The 20,461-nt window shown below is 74.2% G+C and carries 17 protein-coding genes; 1 reads left to right on the forward strand and 16 read right to left on the reverse strand.

Going from position 1 to position 20,461, the window contains the following annotated elements:
* Positions 1 to 66 precede the first annotated feature (66 nt).
* The 16 genes from ACFU0Y_RS08530 to ACFU0Y_RS08605 form a co-directional block, all read right to left on the reverse strand.
* The gene (locus tag ACFU0Y_RS08530; protein ID WP_380214045.1) at positions 67 to 804 is read right to left on the reverse strand and encodes a polyprenol monophosphomannose synthase; all 738 of its coding nucleotides are present in this window, start codon (positions 802 to 804) and stop codon (positions 67 to 69) included.
* A gap of 205 nt (positions 805 to 1,009) precedes the next feature.
* Complete coding sequence (locus tag ACFU0Y_RS08535) at positions 1,010 to 2,698, reverse strand: amidohydrolase (protein ID WP_380214046.1); 1,689 nt, start codon at positions 2,696 to 2,698, stop codon at positions 1,010 to 1,012.
* A gap of 164 nt (positions 2,699 to 2,862) precedes the next feature.
* Complete coding sequence (locus tag ACFU0Y_RS08540) at positions 2,863 to 5,700, reverse strand: DEAD/DEAH box helicase (protein WP_380214047.1); 2,838 nt, start codon at positions 5,698 to 5,700, stop codon at positions 2,863 to 2,865.
* Between the two features lie 65 nt (positions 5,701 to 5,765).
* Positions 5,766 to 6,659 carry a twin-arginine translocase subunit TatC gene (gene tatC, locus ACFU0Y_RS08545; RefSeq protein WP_380214048.1) on the reverse strand — a complete coding sequence of 298 codons (894 nt, stop codon included), beginning with the start codon at positions 6,657 to 6,659 and terminating at the stop codon, positions 5,766 to 5,768.
* 126 nt (positions 6,660 to 6,785) lie between these two features.
* Positions 6,786 to 7,100 carry a Sec-independent protein translocase subunit TatA gene (gene tatA, locus ACFU0Y_RS08550; protein ID WP_380214049.1) on the reverse strand — a complete coding sequence of 105 codons (315 nt, stop codon included), beginning with the start codon at positions 7,098 to 7,100 and terminating at the stop codon, positions 6,786 to 6,788.
* Positions 7,093 to 7,461, reverse strand: a complete 369-nt coding sequence (locus ACFU0Y_RS08555; protein ID WP_380214050.1) for a hypothetical protein — start codon at positions 7,459 to 7,461, stop codon at positions 7,093 to 7,095. The genes tatA and ACFU0Y_RS08555 overlap by 8 nt, the downstream gene beginning before the upstream one ends.
* 23 nt (positions 7,462 to 7,484) lie before the next feature.
* Positions 7,485 to 9,560 carry a WYL domain-containing protein gene (locus ACFU0Y_RS08560; RefSeq protein ID WP_380214051.1) on the reverse strand — a complete coding sequence of 692 codons (2,076 nt, stop codon included), beginning with the start codon at positions 9,558 to 9,560 and terminating at the stop codon, positions 7,485 to 7,487.
* Between the two features lie 11 nt (positions 9,561 to 9,571).
* On the reverse strand, positions 9,572 to 9,967 hold the full coding sequence (locus tag ACFU0Y_RS08565; RefSeq protein WP_380214052.1) for an FKBP-type peptidyl-prolyl cis-trans isomerase: 396 nt from the start codon (positions 9,965 to 9,967) through the stop codon (positions 9,572 to 9,574).
* Between the two features lie 89 nt (positions 9,968 to 10,056).
* On the reverse strand, positions 10,057 to 11,016 hold the full coding sequence (locus ACFU0Y_RS08570) for an FKBP-type peptidyl-prolyl cis-trans isomerase (RefSeq protein WP_380214054.1): 960 nt from the start codon (positions 11,014 to 11,016) through the stop codon (positions 10,057 to 10,059).
* A gap of 120 nt (positions 11,017 to 11,136) precedes the next feature.
* Positions 11,137 to 12,582, reverse strand: coding sequence for a Pup--protein ligase (gene pafA, locus ACFU0Y_RS08575; protein ID WP_380214055.1), 1,446 nt, complete (start codon positions 12,580 to 12,582; stop codon positions 11,137 to 11,139).
* Between the two features lie 5 nt (positions 12,583 to 12,587).
* Positions 12,588 to 12,797, reverse strand: a complete 210-nt coding sequence (locus ACFU0Y_RS08580) for a ubiquitin-like protein Pup (RefSeq protein WP_380214056.1) — start codon at positions 12,795 to 12,797, stop codon at positions 12,588 to 12,590.
* Between the two features lie 35 nt (positions 12,798 to 12,832).
* On the reverse strand, positions 12,833 to 14,470 hold the full coding sequence (gene dop, locus ACFU0Y_RS08585; protein WP_380214057.1) for a depupylase/deamidase Dop: 1,638 nt from the start codon (positions 14,468 to 14,470) through the stop codon (positions 12,833 to 12,835).
* Positions 14,467 to 16,269, reverse strand: a complete 1,803-nt coding sequence (arc, locus tag ACFU0Y_RS08590; RefSeq protein ID WP_380214058.1) for a proteasome ATPase — start codon at positions 16,267 to 16,269, stop codon at positions 14,467 to 14,469. Before arc ends, dop begins: the two co-directional genes overlap by 4 nt.
* Positions 16,266 to 17,423, reverse strand: coding sequence for a tRNA (adenine-N1)-methyltransferase (locus tag ACFU0Y_RS08595; protein ID WP_380214059.1), 1,158 nt, complete (start codon positions 17,421 to 17,423; stop codon positions 16,266 to 16,268). The genes arc and ACFU0Y_RS08595 overlap by 4 nt, the downstream gene beginning before the upstream one ends.
* Positions 17,424 to 17,596: 173 nt before the next feature.
* Positions 17,597 to 18,730, reverse strand: a complete 1,134-nt coding sequence (locus ACFU0Y_RS08600) for a site-2 protease family protein (RefSeq protein ID WP_380214060.1) — start codon at positions 18,728 to 18,730, stop codon at positions 17,597 to 17,599.
* Entirely contained in the window at positions 18,727 to 19,437 is a 711-nt protein-coding gene (locus ACFU0Y_RS08605; protein WP_380214061.1) for an HAD family hydrolase, read from the reverse strand. The genes ACFU0Y_RS08600 and ACFU0Y_RS08605 overlap by 4 nt, the downstream gene beginning before the upstream one ends.
* Before the next feature lie 75 nt (positions 19,438 to 19,512).
* On the opposite strand from ACFU0Y_RS08605, the gene ACFU0Y_RS08610 reads away from it, so the two are divergent.
* The gene (locus tag ACFU0Y_RS08610) at positions 19,513 to 20,421 is read left to right on the forward strand and encodes a PAC2 family protein (protein WP_380214062.1); all 909 of its coding nucleotides are present in this window, start codon (positions 19,513 to 19,515) and stop codon (positions 20,419 to 20,421) included.
* Positions 20,422 to 20,461: the final 40 nt, after the last annotated feature.

Here is a 20,461-nt window from a genome sequence, read left to right on the forward strand (position 1 = left end):
GGGCGCCCCCCCCGGGCTGGGGGGGGCCCCCCCCCACGTTCCGGTCGGATCCGCCGGCAGCGGTGCTCAGCGCCGGGCGATCTTGCCCGCCAGGGTCCTCGCGCGGGCGGACAGTCCCCACTGCGCCACGCGCACCACGGCCTCCCGGGTCACGTCCGGGCTCATCTTGGACTCCCCCTCGGCGCGCTCCACGAAGGTGATGGGCACCTCCACGACGCTCAGGCCGGCTCGCTCGGTGCGCCAGCCGAGGTCGATCTGGAAGCAGTAGCCCTTGGAGTCGACGGAGTCCAGCCCGATCCGCTCGAGCGTCTCCCGGCGGAAGGCGCGGTAGCCGGCGGTGATGTCGTGGATGCGTGAGCCCAGCAGCGTCCGGGCGTAGAGGTTGCCGCCCCGGGAGAGGAGCCGGCGCTGCAGGGGCCAGTTCACGGTGCGCCCACCGGGGACGTAGCGGGAGCCGATGGCGAGGTCGGCACCGCGCTCCACGGCGTCGAGCAGCAGCGGGAGCTGCTCGGGCTGGTGGGAGCAGTCGGCGTCCATCTCCACCAGGACGTCGTAGTCCCGGGCCAGGCCCCAGCGGAACCCGGCGATGTAGGCGGCCCCGAGACCCTCCTTGCTGGTGCGGTGCAGGACGTGGATGCTGCCGTCCGCGGCCGCCATCTCGTCGGCGAGGCGTCCCGTGCCGTCGGGGCTGTTGTCGTCCACCACCAGCACGTGCCCGTCCGGGACGGCGCGGCGCAGCCGGTCCATCACGGTCGGCAACGACTCGCGTTCGTTGTAGGTGGGGATGACGATCAGTACGCGCACCGGGTGGTCCTTTCGAGGTCTTCCTGCCGCACCACAGGGCAGGCTCCCTCGCCTTCGGACCAGTCCGGCCCTGAGGGGATGCCGGCCTGTTTTCTAAGGACGAGCGAGCCCACCCGGCAGCAGTTGCCCAGCTTATCCTGCCCCGTGCCAGCGACCAAGATCGTCCCCGCGCGTCCTGGCGCGTCCCTGCCGGAGGCGCTGCTGCTCAGAAGTTATCGGAGCGGTACAGCTCCACGCCGTCGAGCACGGTCCGCCGGCACACCGGCAGGGACGCGCCGTCGAGCGCGGGCAGCAACGGGGTGCGGGCGCGCGGGTCCGTGCTCCAGGCGGAGCCGGTCCCCTCGGCCTGCTGCACCATGAGCGCCTCCACGTCCCAGACGGCGAAGGTCGCCGGGGTGCCGGGCGCGAGCTGGCCCTGCATGGGGTCGGGGTGCCGGGCGGCCCGCCAGGCGCCGCGGGTGGAGGCGAGGAACGCCGCCCGGGCGGAGATCCGCTGGTCCGGGTCGTGGTGCCGGAGGCAGGCGCGCACGGTCTCCCACGGGGACAGCGGCACCACGGGGGCGTCGCTGCCGAGCGCCACGGGCACCCCGGCGCGGTAGAAGGAGGCCAACGGGTTCATCCCCGCCGCCCGTTCCGCGCCGAGCCGCTGCTCGTAGAGCCCGCCCGGGCCGCCCCAGGCGGCGTCGAAGCCCGGCTGCACGGAGACGGTCACGGCGTGGCGGGCCAGCCGCTCGATGCCCTCGGGGTCGATCATCTCGGCGTGCTCGAGACGGTGGCCGGCGCTGTGCAGGGCCCGTTCCCCCACGAGCGCCTCGGCGCGGTCGAGACCGTCGAGGACGATGTCCATCCCGGCGTCCCCGATCACGTGGAAGCCGCCCTGCAGGCCCGCTTCCGTGGTCGCGGCGAGGTGGGCGGCCACCGCCGCGGCGTCGAGGTAGCGGTCCCCCGTCTGGCCCGGGGCGTCGGCGTAGGGGGCGCGCAGGGCGGCGGTGCGGGAGCCGAGGGCGCCGTCGACGCACAGGTCCCCGGCGAGGCCCACGATCGACTCGCGCCGGGCCACGGCCCGTCCGAGCAGGTCGGCCAGGGCGGTGTCGAAGCGCTCGGCCACGCCCCGCGCCTCCTGTGCCGTGGCCGCGAGCTCGCCCCGGTAGGGCAGCACCCGAGGGGTCGGGCCCTCGGCGCCGATCCCGTGGTTGGCGAGGGCCGTGAGCCGGACCAGGTCCTCGAAGGGGGCGACCTGCTCGGCGTTGGCCTCGGCCAGGGCCACGTAGCCCTGGGACGCGGCGTGCCGCAGGGCCAGCCGGTGCAGGCCCGCGCGGCGTCCGGCGTCGAAGTCGAGGGCGGCCGCGCGCACGCGGTCGTGGGCCAGGTTCTCCACGCGGCCGTCGCCGAGCCACCCCTCGACGCCGGCGAGTCCGAGCCGCCGGGCCAGGGCCGAGGAGACCACCCCGGAGTGGACGTCGATCCTCGTCAGGTAGACCTCGCGCCCCCCGGCGGCCCGGTCGAGCTCCTCCGCCGTCGGCGCCCGCCGTTCCGGCCACACCGACTCGTCCCAGCCGGAGCCGAGGACCGGGCCCGTGCCCGTGCGGGCGGCGCCGGCGACGGCGTCGAGCACCTCGTGCAGGGAGCCGGCCGCGGTGAGGTCGAGGGTGGACAGCGCCAGGGCGGTTTCCGTGACGTGCACGTGGGAGTCCACGAACCCGGGGGCCAGCAGCCGCCCGTCGAGGTCGACCACCTCCATGGAGGAGTCCTGCAGGGACTGCGCCGCCTCCTCGGAGCCCACCCAGGCCACGCGGGCGCCGTCGACCAGCAGGGCCGTGGCGAACGGGTCGGCGGGGCTGTAGACGGAGCCGTTGCGGTAGAGGACGGGGCGGGCGGGGACGGTGGTGCTCACGGGTCTCCTGTTCGGGGCGGCGGGGCGGGGTTGTCGGGCGGGTCGGCGGTGCGGAACGGCTGGACGGGGGCGGAGCGGGAGGACCGGGTGGTCGTGCCCGGCGGACGGGGCAGAGCGCCGGATCGGTGCGCCCGGACGGTGCGGGCGCGCGGGAGGGCGCCCGCTCAGTCCTCGAACGCGGAGTGGGCCACGACGCCGCGGCGGACCAGGGCGATCGCACGCTGGCACTGAGCGCGCGTGCCGGCGTCGAGCAGGTCGATCTTGGCGAGCTGGTCCAGCATGTCGATCACCTGCTTGGCCCAGCGCACGAAGTCGCCGGCGGCAAGCTCCGTGCCGGACAGGGCCGTGCTCAGGGTGGCGCCGCGGGCCCAGAGGTACATGGCCTCCACGAGGCCGAACTCCGGCTCCGCGGTGGCGGGGAGGTGGTGCTCCTGCTCGCGGTCGGTGAGCCGGGACCAGTTGCGGACCACGGTCTGGGCGGCCCGGTCCATGGCCGCGGACGGCAGGACGGGCTGCACGCCCTGCTCCTCGCGCTTGGCCTGGTAGACGAGCAGGGTCACGACCCCCGCGGTGGCGGCCGGGTCGAGGTCGTCGAGGAAGCCGTCGCGCAGGCTCAGGGCCAGGAGCAGGTCCCGGTCCCCGTAGATCCGCCGCAGCTGCTCCCCGGCCCGGGTGGGCCGGACCTCCCCGTCCGGAAGGGTCTCGAGGTAGCCGAAGGAGTCCAGCACCTCGGAGACGCGGTCGAAGGTCTTCGCGATGGTGTTGGTGCGGCTCTCGATCTGGCGCAGCAGCCCGTCGGTGTCCCGGCGCAGCGTCCACCAGCGCTCCGCCCAGCGGGCGTGGCCCTCGCGGTCCGAGCAGCCGTGGCAGGGGTGGCCGCGCAGGGCCTTGCGGACCTCGGTGATGCGCCGCTCGGCGGCGCTGGTGCCGCGGTCGAACTGGATGGCGTGCCCGCGCCGGCCGCCGCGCGGGGGACGGTGCTCGTGCAGGGCGTTGCGCACGGAGGAGGCGAGGTCGCGCCGCTCCTTGGGCGTGCGGCCCGTGAACTGCTTGGGGATCCGGATCCGCGAGACCGGCTCGAGGGGCCCGTCCAGGTCCTGGGCCCCCACCCGGCGCAGCTGGTGGTCCAGGGTGAGGATCGAGGGGCGGGGGTCCTCGCGGTTGGGGTCCGTGGACAGGATCACGGCGTAGCCGGCGTTGCGTCCGCGGGGGATCTCCACGACGTCCCCGGGCAGCAGGTCGTGCAGTGACGCGACGGCGTCCGAGCGACGCCGCCGGGAGCCGGCCTTCTCCTCGGCGCGCTCCAGGTCCTTGAGCTCGCGGCGCAGGGCGGCGTACTCGGAGAAGTCCCCGAGATGGCAGGTCATGGCCTCCTCGTAGCCCTTGAGGGACTCCTCCTGGGAGCGGACGCGGCGGGCCAGGCCCACCACGGAGCGGTCGGCCTGGAACTGGGCGAAGGAGGACTCGAGGATCTTCCGGGAGCGGTGGGCGCCGAACTGGGCCACCAGGTTCACGGACATGTTGTAGGTGGGCCGGAAGCTCGAGTTCAGCGGGTAGGTGCGCTTGGAGGCGAGACCGGCGACGGCGTGCGGGTCCATCCCGGGCTGCCACAGCACCACGGCGTGGCCCTCGACGTCGATCCCCCGGCGCCCGGCGCGACCGGTGAGCTGGGTGTACTCCCCCGGCGTGATGTCCACCCGGGACTCGCCGTTGAACTTGTCGAGCTTCTCGAGCACCACGGAGCGGGCGGGCATGTTGATGCCCAGCGCCAGCGTCTCCGTGGCGAAGACGGCCTTGACGAGCCCGTCGGCGAACAGCTGCTCCACGAGCTCCTTGAACGCGGGCAGCATCCCGGCGTGGTGGGCGGCCACGCCGCGCAGCAGGCCGTCGCGCCACTCGTAGAAGCCGAGGACGTTGAGGTCCGCCGCCTCGAGCGAGGCCGCGGTCTCGGCCACCCGCGCGCGGATGGTCTGCTGCTCCTTCTCGCCGGTCAGCCGGATGTCCGCGGTGACGCACTGCTGCACGGCGGCGTCGCACCCGGCGCGGGAGAAGATGAACGTGATGACCGGCAGCAGTCCCTCGGCGTCCAGCCGGCGGATCAGCTGCGGACGGGACACCCGGCGAGTCTCGGGGCTCGGGCGGAAGCCCTCGCCGCCGGTGCGGCGGGAGAACCGGTCGCGGGAGCGTCCTCCCGGGCCGCGTCCGCCCCGTCGGCCCCCGCGCGGGTGCTCGGCGCGCGCGAGCTGGAGCAGCTCGGGGTTGACCTCCGGCTCGTCGCTGCCGGGCCCCTCGAGCCGCTCGGCGGCCTCCTCGACCGTGGTGTCGTCCAGGAACAGGTCGAGCAGCCGGCCGCCCACCTGGACGTGCTGCCACAGCGGGACGGGCCGGTGCTCGGAGACGACCACGTCGGTGTCGCCGCGCACCGTGTCCAGCCAGGCGCCGAACTCCTCGGCGTTGGAGACGGTCGCGGACAGGGAGACCAGCTGGACGCTGTCCGGCAGGTGGATGATGACCTCCTCCCACACGGCGCCGCGGAAGCGGTCGGCGAGGTAGTGCACCTCGTCCATGATCACGAAGCCCAGGTTCCGCAGGGTCGGCGAGTCCGCGTACAGCATGTTCCGCAGCACCTCGGTGGTCATCACCACCACGTCCGCCTCGGAGTTCACGGAGGTGTCCCCGGTGAGCAGGCCGACCCGCTCGGCGCCGAAGGCGCGGGAGAACTCGTGGAACTTCTGGTTGCTCAGCGCCTTGATGGGCGTCGTGTAGAAGGCCTTCTGCCCGCGGGCCAGGGCCAGGTGGACGGCGAACTCCCCCACCACGGTCTTGCCGGCGCCCGTCGGCGCGGCCACGAGCACCCCGCGGCCCTCCTCGAGGGCCTGGCAGGCGGTCGCCTGGAAGTCGTCCATCTCGAACTCGAGCCGGTGCTGGAACACGGCGAGCTCGGTCCTCGCGTGGGCGGCCCGCTGCTTGGCGGCCAGGTATCGGTCGGCGTAGGAGGACATGCGACCACCCTACTGCTCGGCCCGGACGGCGGCGGGCCCGTTCGCGCCGGGCCGAGCGGGTCGGGTCAGGCCCGGGACCCGCCCTCGGGGTGGTGGCCGAGACGGCCGAGCTCGTCGGCGGGGGTCGCGACGTCGGCGGCGTCCCCGGTGCCCGCCGCGAGCCGGGCCTCCTTCCGGGCCCGCCGGCGGTCGAGGAGCAGGCACAGGCCCACCGCCACGAAGAAGAGCGTGAGCAGCGGCACGGCGAGGTAGAACATGGTCATGGGGTCCGGCCCGGGGGCGGCCATCGCGGAGACGACCATCACGAGGACCACCACGATCCGCCAGCTCTTGAGCACCGTGCGCCCGGAGAGCACGCCCAGCATGTTGAGGCCCACGAGGAACACGGGCAGCACGAAGGCCACGCCGAAGGTCAGGATCAGCTGGAGGAAGAACCGCAGGTACACGTCCGCCGAGATGAAGTTGGTCCCGCCGGCGGGGGTGAACGCGGTGAGGGCGTAGACGGCGGTGGGCAGCGTGAGCACGGCGACCGCGATCCCGCCCAGGAACAGGGGCACGGCCGCGGCCAGGAAGCCCACCGCGTAGCGCCGTTCGGTCCGGTGCAGGGCCGGCGTCACGAACGCCCACAGCTGGTAGAGCCACACCGGGCTCGCCAGGACCAGGCCGAGCACCAGGGAGACCTCCACCATGATGTTGAAGGACGAGCCCACGGCGGAGTAGTTGATGGAGGCCTCGCTGCCCTCCGCGGCGGCCAGCCGCTGGAGGGGCTCGGTGATGTAGGCCATGAACGGGATGTAGAGGAAGAAGCCGCCGACCATGCCCACCACGGTGGCCAGGGCGGACTTGATCAGCCGGTTGCGCAGCTCCCGCAGGTGCTCGGCCAGGGCCATCTGCGCCTGCGGATTGGCCTTGCGCGCGGTCCGGCGCTTCTGGGGGCGGCGGGGGGACTGCGACGACATGGGGACCTTCGGGACGGGGCGCCTGCGCGGTGCACGGGGGCCGGTCGGGCGGTCCGGTCCCCGGCCGGGGACGCGGTCCGCCCGGCGCGCCGGGGCGCCTGAGGATGCCGGGAGCGGGGCGGGAGGTCAGGCCTGGGGGCGGCCGGGGCGCTGCTCGGGGTCGCCGGGGGCGTCCGGACCGGGGGCGGTGGGGGTGCCGGTCGCGCCGGGAGCCCGGTTCTGGGCCGCGTCCCGTCCGGGCGGCACGGCCCGGCCGTCGATGACCACGTCCGAGCCGTCGGGCTGGTCGTCCTTCTTCATCTCCTTCACCTCGGACTTGAAGATGCGCAGCGACTGGCCGAGGCTGCGGGCCATGCCCGGGAGCTTGGGCGCGCCGAACAGCAGCAGGATCACCAGCAGGATGATGAGGATCATGAAGGGGCTGTCGAAGAGCCTACCCATGGAGGATTCCTTTCCGTTCAGCCCGGCGGATGTCACTGATCCGCTGCGGCTGGCCCATCCGGTCCTTGCGCTCGATGCGGCGTCTCAGACGGGCGGTTTCTCGTTGGTCACGACCGATCCGGTAGTCGGTCACGGCTTGCCCCACCGGTGTGAACAGGGCCGGGTCAGGGGCGGCCCGGACGGGCCGCTGCACCCCGGCGGCCGCGTCCTCCCAGCGCTGGGAGAACTCCCCGGCCACCGACTCGGCGTCCCGGAGCAGGACGAAGAAGGTCTTCACCAGCCGCCACAGCATCAGACCGAGGAACGCCGCGCCGAGCAGGACGAGGACCGTCCACAGCAGGACCCAGGACCACCAGAGCATGCTCTCCAGTATAGGCGGGCGGATCACGCCGGTCCGGACGACCCGTAGGGACCGAGCGCTGAGTTCACCCAGAGTTCCACCTGCGCCACGACGTCGTCCGGGCCGATCACGGCGAGCTGGCCGCCGTAGCGGGTGACGAGCGCGCACACGGCCTCGGCCGTCTGGAAGCCGATGAGCGCGGCCTCGTGGTCGGCGGCGGGCCCGGTGCGCGCCCCGCCGGGCGGACGGACCACGGCGGTGCGGGTGGCGTGGTACTGGTCGGCGATCCACCGGCTGCGCCGGTCGGTGACCAGCACGACCTCCACGGTGTCCGGGGTGCCGGGGGCGGGCGGGGCGGCCGCGGCGGCCTCCTGGGCGGCGGGGCGCTCCCCCGCCGGGCCGGCGTCCTCGACGGCGGAGATCCGGTCGAGCCGGAAGTTGCGCATCCCCTCGGCGCCGAGGCACCAGGCGCGCACGTACCAGTGGGTGTTGGAGGAGAAGACCTGGACCGGGTCGACGACCCGCTCCGTGAGCTCGTCGCGGGACGGGACCACGTATCGGATCCGGATCCGGCGGCGCTGCTCCACGGCCCGGCGCACCGAGGACATGACGTCGGTCAGGGCCGGGGCGGGGGTGTCCGTGATGGGCCGGGCGCCGACCGCGTTGGCGAGCACCCCGGCGTCCCCGGCGGCGCCGGCGACCTTCGCGATCGTGGAGGCCACGGCCTCGGAGTCCCCGCCGGGCACGGTGCGCAGCGTCTGCAGCCCCACGAGCAGCGCGGAGGCCTCCGGCTGCGTGAGCCGCACGGGGTCGGAGAGCTCGTCCGCGTTGGAGAGGTACACGTGGCCGTCGTCCCAGGACGCGTCGATCAGCTGGTCCGGCATGTGCCCGGGCTTGCCGCACACGAAGAGGGTGTTGAGGTCGGCGATCAGCTCCTGGTCCGTGATCCCGAACCGGCGGGCCGTCTCCTCGAGCTCGGCGCCCTGGTGGGCGTAGACCCAGCGCACGATCTCGAGCAGCCGCGAGAGGTGGTCCGCGGTGGAGAGCTTGGTGCGCGTGCCCTTGCGGGACCGCAGGCTCCAGTCGACCTGCACCCCGCGGAACCGCGCCACGGCGGACGCGGCGCTCTCCAGCCGGCGCACCACGGCGGCCCGCACCTCGGCCTGCATCGTGGGGGCGGTGCCGTCGCCGTCCCGGGGCACGACGACGCCGGGGCCGGCGGCGGCGATCTCCTCGGCGAGGATCTCGGTCTCCGCGAAGGGGATGTGCAGCCGGTCCCACCGCTGCACGCCGTCCCCGGTGCCCACGCCCGGCTCCTGCCGGGCGGCCATGCGGCGCAGCATGTGCGCGTGGCCGGGCCGGGCGAGCACCTCCACGGTGCGCGCCGGGGCGTGGGAGACCATCTGGGACAGCGACTCGTTCATCGAGAAGCCCTCGGGCGGGTCGAACTCCTTGCGGGTCACGGTGACGTCGGACATGATCCGCGACAGCCGGAACGTGCGGGAGTCCCTGCGGTCGAGGTCCCAGCCGACCACGTACCAGTTGCCGTAGCGCGAGCCGATCCCCCACGGCCTCAGCCGCCGGGTGGTGAGCTGGTCGGTGCTGCGGGCCAGGTAGTCGAAGCGCACCTCGCGGTGGCGCACCACGGCCGAGAGCAGCGGCTCGAAGGACGGCTCGTGGGCCGTGAGCGTGGGCTGCAGCAGCGGCGGGGCGTCGTCCTCGGGCAGGCCCCCGATGGCGGGCTCGAGCTTGCGCAGGGCCCGGTGGGCGAGCTCCCCCAGGGAGGCGTCCGTCCAGGCGTTGGCCGCCAGCGCGAGCACCGCGGACTCCTCCGCCGTGAACTGCAGCGGCGGCAATGTGAAGGACCCGCGCGGGATCCGGTAGCGGTGCCCGTGCGTGTCGTCGGGGAAGAGCGGGTCCTCGGAGACCTCCTCGATGGGGTAGCCGAGATCGCGCAGCTCCGCCTTGTCGCGCTCGAACATGCGCTCGAACGCCTCGTCGGACGCGGACTCCGCGTACGACGGAACGGCCTCCCGGAGCTCGGCGCGGGTGTAGCCGCGTTCGCGGGAGACCAGGGCGATGAGCAGGTTGAGGAGCCGCTCCGTCGATCGGGCTGCCATCCGGTGGGTCCTCAGCGCACGTCCAGGAGGTCCACCACGAAGATCAGGGCCTCGTCCGGGCCGATGACCCCGCCGGCGCCCCTGGAGCCGTAGGCCTGGTCCGCGGGGATCTCCAGCCGGCGGCGGCCGCCGACCTTCATGCCCAGCAGGCCCTTGTCCCAGCCCTCGATGACCTGGCCGATGCCCACGGTGAAGTCGAGGGGCTGGCCGCGGTTCCAGGAGGCGTCGAACTCCTCGCCGGCGGAGAACGTCACGCCCACGTAGTGGCAGGAGATCTGCTTGCCCGGGGTGGCCTCGGCGCCGGTGCCCTCCACGAGGTCCGTGCTGACGAGCTCGGTCGGGGCGTCCCCCTCGGGGAAGTCGATCTCGGGCTTGCTGCGGTCGAGCTTGCGCTCTCCGAAGGACATGGGTGCTCCTGTTCGTCGGGTCGTCGACGGGTGGCCGTCGGGAAGTCCGGGGCCGTGGGGCCCACCGGGCCACCATAGCCGACCGGGGGCTACTCCCCGGTCGCGGAGGGCGACGGCGAGGCGGAGGGCTGGTCCTCGGCGGGCGCCTCGGGGGTGTCCACGGCCGCCAGGATGTCGACGACGAAGAGCAGGTTCCCGGCCGGGTAGTCGGAGTCCTTCCCCAGGTCCTCCTCGGTGCCGTAGGCCTGGCCGACGGGCACGGAGAGGATCACCCGGGAGCCTTCCTTCTTGCCCGCGAGGCCCTTCTGCCAGCCCTCGATGACGTTGTCGAGCGGGAACGACGCCGGGGCGCCGTTCTCGTAGGAGGAGTCGAAGGTCTCGCCGTCGGACCACTTCACGCCCACGTAGTTCGCGATGACGGTGTCGCCCTCGGCGACCTCCTCGCCGTCGCCCTCGATGAGGTACTCGGAGACGAGCTTCTTCGGGGCCCGGCCCTCGGGCTCCGCCACGGCCGGCACGCCCTCGTCGTTCTCGGTGACCTCCGGCAGTCCCCGGGGGCTGTCCTGCATGTCGCCCTCGATCTCGGTGGGGATCTTCCGGACGACCTCGTAGACCTCCACGGAGGTCGACTCGTCGCCGGCGGCCCCGGAGGTCTCCGGGGAGGAGTACGCGATGATGGCCCCCTCCTTCGCGCCCACGAGGGCGTCGTACATCTCCGGGATCGACTCCTGGAGGCCCTGCTCGAGCTGGAGCACCTGACCGGCGCCGCGGGAGTACGTCTCGCCGATGGACGTGCCGTCGGAGCCCTTGTACAGGGCCGCCTGCAGGAGGATGGTGTCGCCCTCGGCGAGCTCCTCCCCGTCGCCCTCGCGCAGCTCCTTCGCGCCGGCCTCCTCAACGTTGAGCGGGGTCTCGAACGTGACCGACGGGGCCGTGCCCGGCTCGGGGTCGCTGTTGAGCTCCACGGAGTCGACGCCGGGCCCGGAGCAGCCCGCGAGGACGAGCGCCAGGGTCAGGGCGGCACCGGAGGTGGTCAGGGTCTTTCGCACGGGTGTCTTCCTCAGGGGTCGGGCCGGGTGGGGGCGGTGGGGTCGGACGGCTCGGGCCGGGACGGCGGCCAGCATAGTGCAGGGCGCTGGGCGTTGACTGGACGGGGCGCCCGGCGCTTTTCAGACCACGGGCGCGTCGCCGTGGGCCCGCCCGTCGGCCGCGGGCTCGCCGAGGGCGGCGACCAGGGCGTCGGCCTCGGGGTCCTGCACGGCGAAGGGGTCCTTGCACAGCACCGTGCGCTGGCCCCGGTCGTTGACCTTCAGGTGCACCCAGTCGACGGTGTACTGGCGCCCGGACGCGATCACCGCGTCGATGAACCGGCCGCGCACGGCGGCGCGCGTGGCGGGCGGGGTGCGGGCGGCCTCCTCGACCCGCGCGTCGGGGACGAAGGTCGCGGCCCGTCCCCGGCGCTGCAGGAGGTTGAACAGTCCGCGCTCCGGGGCGGTGTCGTGGTAGGCGAGGTCCAGCTGGGCCATCCGGGGCGCGGAGAGGTCGAGGCCGTCGCGGGCGGCGTAGCCGTCGAGGAGCCTCTTCTTGATCGCCCAGTCGATCTCGGTGTCGATCCCCGAGGAGTCCTGGCGGGCGACCGCGTCGAGGGTCCGCTCCCACAGCTCGAGCACCCACGGCACCCGGTCGTGGTGGGCGCCCTCGCGGTCCACGAACCGGCGCACGGACTCCAGGTGCTCGTGCTGCAGGTCCAGGGCGGAGCGGCGGGTGCCGTCGGCGAGCAGGACCGGGCGGGTGCCGGTGAGATCGTGGGAGACCTCCCGCAGGGACCGGACCGGGTCCGCCATGGTGCGGTCGGGCAGGATCTGCCCGGCCTCGATCATCCGCAGCACGAGGTCGGTGGTCCCGATCCGCAGCGCGGTCGTCGTCTGGGACATGGTCGAGTCCCCCACGATCACGTGCAGCCGGCGGTAGTGCTCCGCGTCGGCGTGCGGCTCGTCCCGCGTGTTGATGAGGGGCCGGGAGCGGGTGGTGGCCGAGGAGGAGCCCTCCCAGATGTGGTCGGCGCGCTGCGAGAAGGAGTAGCTGGGCGTCGCGGCGTCGTCCCGCAGCCGCACGGCGCCGAAGTCCTCCGGCCCGGCGGGGTGCACCCGGCCGGCGCCGACGAGCAGCTGGCGGGTGACGAGGAAGGGGATGAGGATCTGCACGAGGCGCGCGAACTCGGTGCGCCGGGCGATCAGGTAGTTCTCGTGGGAGCCGTAGGAGTTGCCCCGGGAGTCCACGTTGTTCTTGAACAGGTACAGCTGACCGGCCGTCCCCTCCTCGGCCAGGGCGTCCTGGGCCTGCCGCCGGAGGTCGTCGACGATCAGCTCGCCGGCCTTGTCCTGGGCGACGAGGTCCTCGAGCGTGGCGCACTCCGCGGTGGCGTACTCGGGGTGGGAGCCGACGTCCAGGTAGAGGCGCCCGCCGTTGGGCAGGAACACGTTCGAGGACCGGCCCCAGGCCACCACGGGCCGGAAGAGCGTGCGGGCGGCCTCCTCCGGGCTGAGCGGACGGGCGCCCGGGGCGCTGTGGGTGAGGCCGAACTCGGTCTCGACCCCGTAGATCCGGCGGTCCATGGGGGCTACTGGCCGCCCTTCTGGACGAAGCCCTTGACGAACTCCTCGGCGTTGGACTCGAGCACGCCGTCGATCTCGGCGAGCAGGTCGTCGGTGCCGGTCGTGCTGGCCTGCGACTGCGCGGCGGGGGTCGTGGGGGCGGGGGTGCCGGGCTCGGGGAGCTCGGTCTCCTCGCGGCGCTGGGCGCCGGTGCCGAAGATGCGTTCCTGGGCCATGACGGGGTCCTCCTGGGTGTGGGTGGTCGGGGTGCTCAGCCGAGGGAGCCGGTGTGCACGAGGGCGGGGCGGGACGTGGCGAGGGCACTGACGAGGTGCTCGGCGTCGGGCGCCGCGCGGAGCAGGGTGTCGACGTCCTCGCGGGTCAGCTCGAGCGGCTCGGGCATCGCGATGCGCGCGCCGCGGCGGACGCCGGGCAGCGTCAGCGAGACCGAGTCCCAATTGGCCGTGAGGACGTCGTCGGGGAAGCGGGTCACCAGCCGGCCGCGGAACCACGCGCGGGTGTCGGCGGGGGGCGTGCCCGCGGCGCGCTCCACCTCCTCCGCGGAGAAGAGGGTCCGCATCCGGCCGGCCGCGACCAGCCGGTGGTGCAGGCCCTTCTCCGGGCGCACGTCCGCGTACTGCAGGTCGATCAGCGTCAGGCGCGGGTCGTCCCAGGCGAGGCCGTCGCGCTCGCGGTAGCCCAGCAGCAGGGCGTGCTTGGCGACCCAGTCCAGGCGGTCCGCGAGGGCGAGGGGGTCGGTCCCGAGGAGGTCGAGGACCTCCTCCCACAGCTCGAGCACCTCGCGGGTCTCCGGGTCGGGGCCCCCGGTCGCGTCCTCGTGCGCCCGGGCGGCGTCGAGGTAGAGCCGCTGGAGCTGGACGCCCGTGAGCCGCCGGCCGTCCCGGAGCGGGACGGTGGTGGTCAGCCCCGGGTCGTGGCTGATCGCCTGCAGAGCCGCCACCGGGTCGGCGAGGGCGAGGTCCGGGGCGGTGCCGGCCTCGATCAGGCCCAGGACCAGGGACGTGGTCCCGAACTTGAGCAGGTTCGAGGTGTGGGAGAGGTTGGCGTCGCCGATGATGACGTGCAGGCGCCGGTGCCGGGTGCGCTCGGCGTGCGGCTCGTCGCGGGTGTTGACGACGGGACGGTGGACGGTGGTCTCGAGCCCGACCTCGCGCTCGAAGAAGTCGGCGCGCTGGCTGATCTGGAAGCCCGGGCGCGTGCCCCGGTCGCCGAGACCCACGCGCCCGGCGCCGCACACCACCTGGCGGGACGCGAAAAAAGGCAGCAGGCCGGCGGCGAGGGCGGCGAAGGGCACGGCGCGGGGCACGAGGTAGTTCTCGTGGGCGCCGTAGGAGACGGACTTGTTGTCGGTGTTGTTCTTGTAGAGGTTCACCACGTCGAGGCCGGTCGTGGCGGCGCTGGCGGCGATCGCCCGGACCGCGTCGAGCGCGACCCTGTCCCCGGCGGCGTCCCACAGGACGGCGTCGCGGGGGGTGGTGACCTCCGGGGAGGAGTACTCGGGGTGCGAGTGGTCCACGTACAGGCGGGCGCCGTTGGGGAGCACGGTGTTCATCACGACCTGCCGCCAGTCCAGGGACTCGGCGTGCTCCCCGGTCTCCCGGAGGGCCTCGGCGGCGACCTCCTCGGCGGTGAGCACGGGAGCGACGTCGGTGAGCTGGGAGGGGTCGGCCTGCTCGCGGGGCACCGTGAAGCCGCGGGCGTCCTGCAGCGGGGACTCGCCGTGGTAGTCCCAGCCGGCGGCCGTGCGGGACGCCCCGAGCCGGCGCCGCACGAGGGCGGCGTAGGTGGTGACCACCTGGCTGGAGAGCACCGTGGAGTTGGCCCGGGGGTTTCCGGCCGCGAGCACGCCGAACTCGGTCTCGGCGCCCATGACGCGGCGGACGCTCACGCGGGCCCCTCCCCCGCGGCGGGCCCGGTCGGACTGTCGTCGGCCGGTGCGGCGGCGTGCCGCCCGCCGGGGCCGGCCGGGTGCGGGTCGCGGTGCAGGACCACGCGCAGGTCCGTGATGGTGTCGCCGCGGCGTCCCGAGATGCGGGCCCAGTCCTCCGGGTTGGAGGTGTTGGGCAGGTCCTGCTGCTCGTGGAACTCCTCGTCCACGGCGCGCACCAGATGGTCGCGGCCCAGGCCGCGGGTCCCGGTGGTCAGCAGATCCTTGATGGCCTGCTTCTTGGCCCGGTCCACCACGTTGCGGATCACCGCCCCGGAGGTGAAGTCGCTGAAGTAGAGGGTCTCCTCGGTGCCGTCCCGGTAGCTCAGGTGCAGGAACCGGGTGCCGGGGCTCTTCTCGTACATCCGCGCCACGGCGGCGTCCACGAGGGCGGCGACCGCCCCGGCGCGGGAGCCCGCGGCGTCGACCTCGTCCCGGCGCAGGGGCAGGTCCTCGGTGACGTAGAGCCGCAGGATCTCGGCGGCGCCCGACGCGTCCGGGCGGTCGATCCGGATCTTCACGTCGAGCCGGCCAGGGCGCAGCACGGCGGGGTCGATCATGTCCTCGCGGTTGGTGGCCCCGATGACGATGACGTTGTCGAGGCGCTCCACGCCGTCGATCTCGGTGAGCAGCTGCGGGACGATGGTGGTCTCCACGTCCGAGGACAGGCCGGAGCCGCGGGTGCGGAACAGGGAGTCCATCTCGTCGAAGAACACCACCACGGGGATGCCGCGGGCGGCCTGCTCGCGGGCGCGCCCGAAGATGGAGCGGATCTGCCGCTCGGTCTCCCCCACGTACTTGTCCAGCAGCTCGGGGCCCTTGATGTTGAGGAAGTACCCCAGGGCCTTGCCGCGGCCGGCCCGGTCCGCGGCGCGCTCGGCCAGCGAGCGGGCGACGGCCTTCGCGATGAGGGTCTTGCCGTTGCCCGGGGGGCCGTAGAGGAGGATGCCCTTGGGCGGGGTGAGCCCGTGCTCACGGTAGAGCTCCGGGTGGACGAAGGGCAGCTCGACGGCGTCGCGGATCTGCTCGATCTGGGGGCCGAGACCGCCGATGTCGTCGTAGGAGACGGCGGGCACCTCCTCGAGCACGAGCTGCTCGACGTCGGAGCGCTCGATGGGCTCGAGGGCGAAGCCGGTGCGGTGGTCGATGGACACGGCGTCGCCGATCTCCGGGCGGGTGCGGCGCAGCAGCCCTGAGAGCAGCAGGACGCGCTCCTCGTCCGAGCGGCCCACGGTGAGGACCCGGTCGTGGTCCACGATCTCCTTGACGGTGGCGATCTCGCCGGTCTGCTCGTAGTCCAGCACGGCACCCACGGTGTAGTTCTGGTCGAGGAGGACCTGGCGGCCGGGCTCGCAGGCGGCGAAGCTCACGAGCGGGCTGAGGGCCACGCGCATGCGGCGCCCCGCGACGAGGACGTCGAGGGTGCGGTCGGTGACGGCCGGCCCGGAGCCCGTCTGCTCGCCGACGGGGGCGCGACCGGGGTTGACCTGCAGGACGGTGCCCTGGCTCAGCGGCGGGACGAGGTCGTTCTCGAGGGCTCGCTTGAGCTGGGCGATCTCGGTGCGGGTGGCGTCGAGGAGCCGGACGAGCTTCTGGTTCTGGCTCCCGGCGGCGGCGAGCTGCTTGTCGAGGGCGCGCTTCTGGTCGCGCAGGATGTTGACCTGCCGCTGGGCGTTGACCAGGGCGCGGCGCGTCTGCTCGGCGTCCGCCGGCCCGGTGCCGGCCGCCCCGGTGGTCCGCTGCGGGGACGTCTCGTTCACGGGCGCTCCTCGTGGGGCTGCTCGGTGCCGGGGGCCGGCCCGGCCGACGGTGCCGGGTCGGCGGGTGCGGCACCGGATGCGGGTTCCGCCGGCGCGGCCGACGGTGTCGTGGCCGGGTCGGCGGGTGCGATCGCGCGGGCGGCGCGCTCGGCGAGACCGCGGGCCTCGCGGCCGGCGCGGCGCAGCTTCTTGTCGGTGACGTCCCGCTCGCCGAGGGCCACGGGGGTCCAGGCCTGCAGGTCGTCCTCGCTGTACTCGGACTTGGAGGCCCGCCGCTTGGGGGCCAGCCGCTCGGAGCCGTCGGCGAGCCGGCGGGCGGAGAGCAGGAACCCGGTGTGGGCGACCATGCGGTGGTCCGGGCGCACGGCCAGGCCCTCGACGTGCCAGCCGCGGACCATGGTCTCGGAGGCGTCGGGCTCGGTGAAGCGGCCGTCGGCGCGCATCGCCTCGGCCGTGCGGGAGAGCTGGGTGACGGTCGCGACGTAGCACATGACCACCCCGCCGGGGGTGAGGGCCGTGGCCACGGCGTCGAGGCACTCCCACGGGGCCAGCATGTCGAGGACCACGCGGTCCACGGAGCCCGGCTCCTCGTGCTCGCCGAGCTCCTCGGCCAGGTCCCCGATGCTGATCTGCCACGCCGGGTGGGGGCCGCCGAACATGGTCTCCACGTTGCCGCGGGCGATGTCGGCGAACTCCGCCCGGCGCTCGAAGGAGTGCAGCCGGCCCTCGTCGCCCACCGCGCGCAGCAGGGAGATGGACAGGGCCCCGGAGCCCACGCCGGCCTCGACCACGCGGGCGCCGGGGAAGATGTCGGCCATCGTGACGATCTGGCCGGCGTCCTTGGGGTAGACCACCGCGGCGCCGCGAGGCATGGACAGCACGAAGTCCTTGAGCAGCGGGCGCAGGGCCTGGTAGCGGAACCCGGCGGAGTTCTCGACCACGGTGCCCTCGGGACGGCCGATGAGCTCCTCGTGGCTGAGCACCCCGCGGTGGGAGTGGAACTCGCCGTCGTCCGCGAGCGTGACCGTGTTCATCCGCCCGCGCTCGTCGGTGAGCTGCACGCGCTCCCCTGCCCGGAAGGGCCCGCGCCGGTTGGCGGCGCCCCGCGGGGACGCGGGCGAGGGGGCGGCGGTCTGGTCAGCGGTTCCGGTCATCGGCTCACTCTCAGGGGCAGTGCGTGGTCAGGTCGGGTCGGGCGGGGGCGGCGGGTCTCCACCGGCCGGGGGTCCTCCCCCATTGTGTCACCGTGGCGCGGGCTCCCGCCCCCGGGGCCGGCGCGGCGGGACGGCGGAGCCGGACGGAGCGGGGTGCGGCGCGGGGCGCCGGGTCAGCCGGCCAGCAGGCGCTCGAGGGCGGCGGTGCGCAGCACGCCCACGAGGGCGCCCCCGGTTCCCGTCACCACGTAGTGGGGGTACTCCCGGGCCGCGACGGCCCGCAGCAGCGACTCCTCGCGCAGCCCGGCGTCGAGCACGGCGTCGGCGGGCAGGTGCTGCAGCACGGAGGTCAGCGGGGTCTCCGCGCGCCGGGCCGCGGGCACGGCGTCGGCCGCTGCGGGCAGCAGCAGACCGACCACCTGCCGGTCCGGGGAGACCGCCAGCACGTGCGGGACCGCGCCGCCCGGGCCGGCGCCGCGGGCGAGGTGGTCGGTGACGAGCCGGTCGGTGTGGGCCAGGGAGGCCTCCGCGGGCACGGCCAGGGCGGGCTCGGCCAGCGCGGCGGCGCTGACGCCGTGCATCCGGGACAGGACGGCCGCCCCGCGCAGGGACGCGCCGGCGCCCTGCCACATGAAGCCGGCGATGAGGACGACGAGCACGAGGGCGACCGGCTGGCGCCACAGTCCGGTGAGCGCGGCACCGGCGACGAGGCCCACGGCGAGCAGCCGGCCCGTCCAGGCCGCGACCACCGTGCCGTGGTGCTCCCGGCCCGTGACCGCCCAGACGAGGGCCTCGACCACGCGGCCGCCGTCCAGGGGCAGGCCGGGCAGCATGTTGAAGACGCCGACGATGAGGTTCGCCCACGTGGTGAGGTCGAGCAGCACCCAGCCGAGCGTGGGGGACGGCTCACCGGTGCGCAGGAGCAGCCAGCCGGCCAGGCCGAGCGCGAGGTTGACGGCCGGGCCGGCGAGCGAGACCGCGGCGGAGGCCAGCGGGGCGCTGCGCACGTCCCCGAAGTGGGTGTGCCCGCCGAGCAGGCTGAGCACGATCCGGCCCGTGGGCCAGCCGAAGACCCGCCCCGTCCAGGCGTGGGCCAGTTCGTGCAGGAGCACGGACAGGGCCAGGGTCAGGGCGAAGCCCAGGGCCGCGGCGTAGTTGAGCGCGCCCAGCCGGGGATAGGCCTCCATCAGCACGGGGGTGTAGAGGAGCACGGTGACCGCGGCGATCACGAACCACGACCAGGACAGGACGACGGGGACCCCGCCGATCCGGCCCAGCGGGATGCCCTCGCTGCGGGTGCGGTTCACGCGCGGGCCCCGGCCACGAGCCGTCCGAGGTCCTCGGGGCCCACGCCGGCGAGGCTCGGCAGCACGAGGTCGGCGCCGGCGTCGTCGAGCGGGACCATGTTGGGCACGCCCACGGTGAAGATACCCGCGGCCGTGGCGGAGCGGACGCCCGTGCGGGAGTCCTCGACGGCGACCATGCCGCCGAGCTCCAGCTCCCGGCCGGCGCGCTCGGACAGGGCGGCGGCGCCGATCCGGTAGGGGTCGGGGGCCGGTTTGGCCGGATGGCCGAGGTCGCCGGTGACGACGACGTCGAAGACGCCCGGTCCGCCGAAGGCGTCGAGGACGACCTCGGCCAGGGGCGTCTCGCTGCTGGTGACCAGGGCCAGGGGCACTCCGCGCTCGCGCAGGGCGGCGACCAGCTCGCGGGCCCCCTCCTTGTACACGACCCGTTCCCGGGTGCGGGCGGCGACCCGGGTGATGAGCCCGTCCACGATCTCGCGGATCCCCAGGCGCACGCCCTGGCGCTGGAACACGGCGGCGGCGTCCTCGAGACCGGTCCCGACCATGGCCAGGGCGTCGGCCTCGGTCCAGGTGCCGCCGTGGGAGCGGACCAGCTCGATCTCGGCCTCGATCCAGTACGGCTCGGTGTCCACGAGGGTCCCGTCCATGTCGAAGAGCACGGCGGTGGGCAGACGGTGGTCGGGGGGCGCGGACGGGAGGCGGGACATGGCCTCCATCGTAGTGGCCGCAACACGGCGCCCCGCGTGCCGGGGCCCCTTGCCGTGGATGCCCCGGCGCGTAGTGTGGGTGCCGTGAGCAACAACTTCGACGAGACGTTCCCCCGCCCCCACGCGGGGCCGTTCGGCGTGGTCCGCGAGGACGGTGACCGGGAGCGCGTGACCGTGCTGGTGGCCGCGTTCGAGGGGTGGAACGACGCCGGGGACGCCGCCACGGACGCGGTGCAGTTCCTGGCCGAGCACTACGGGGCCAAGGACGTCTTCGAGGTGACCTCGGACGACTACTACGACTACCAGTTCTCCCGGCCCATCGTGCGCCGGGGGGCCACCGGCGACGTGAAGATCGTCTGGCCCACGACCCGGCTCTCCACCGCCACCGTGCCCGGCACCAATCTCGACCTCGTGCTCCTGCACGGGTGGGAGCCCTCCTACCGGTGGCGCTCCTTCACCGCGGAGCTGCTCGCGCAGGCGACCCTGCTCGACGTCGACTTCGTGGTGATGGTCGGGGCGCTGCTGGCGGACGTGCCGCACACCCGGCCCATCCCGGTGACCAAGACCTCCGACACCGCCGAGCTCCAGGAGGAGCTGGGCATCGACTCCTCCCAGTACGAGGGTCCCACCGGGATCGTGGGGCTGCTCTCCCACATGGCCTCCCTGGGCGGGTTCCCCACGGTGAGCCTGTGGGCGGCGGTGCCCCACTACGTGGCGCAGTCCCCCTCCCCGAAGGCGGAGCTGGCCCTGCTGCGGGAGCTCGAGGAGCTGCTCAGCATCACCCTGCCGCTGGACGCCATCGCCGAGGACGCCGAGGCGTGGGAGCGTGGGGTCAACGAGCTCGCCTCCGACGACCCCGAGATCGCCGCCTACGTGCAGCAGCTCGAGGAGGCCAAGGACACCACGGACCTGCCCGAGGCCACCGGGGACGCGATCGCCAAGGAGTTCGAGCGCTACCTGCGCCGCCGCCGCGACGAGAAGTGAGCGCCGCCGGCGCCCGGGCACGGGGGCCGGACGCCGGAGG

Source organism: Kocuria sp. NPDC057446, from assembly GCF_042802875.1.
GTDB lineage: Bacteria > Actinomycetota > Actinomycetes > Actinomycetales > Micrococcaceae > Kocuria.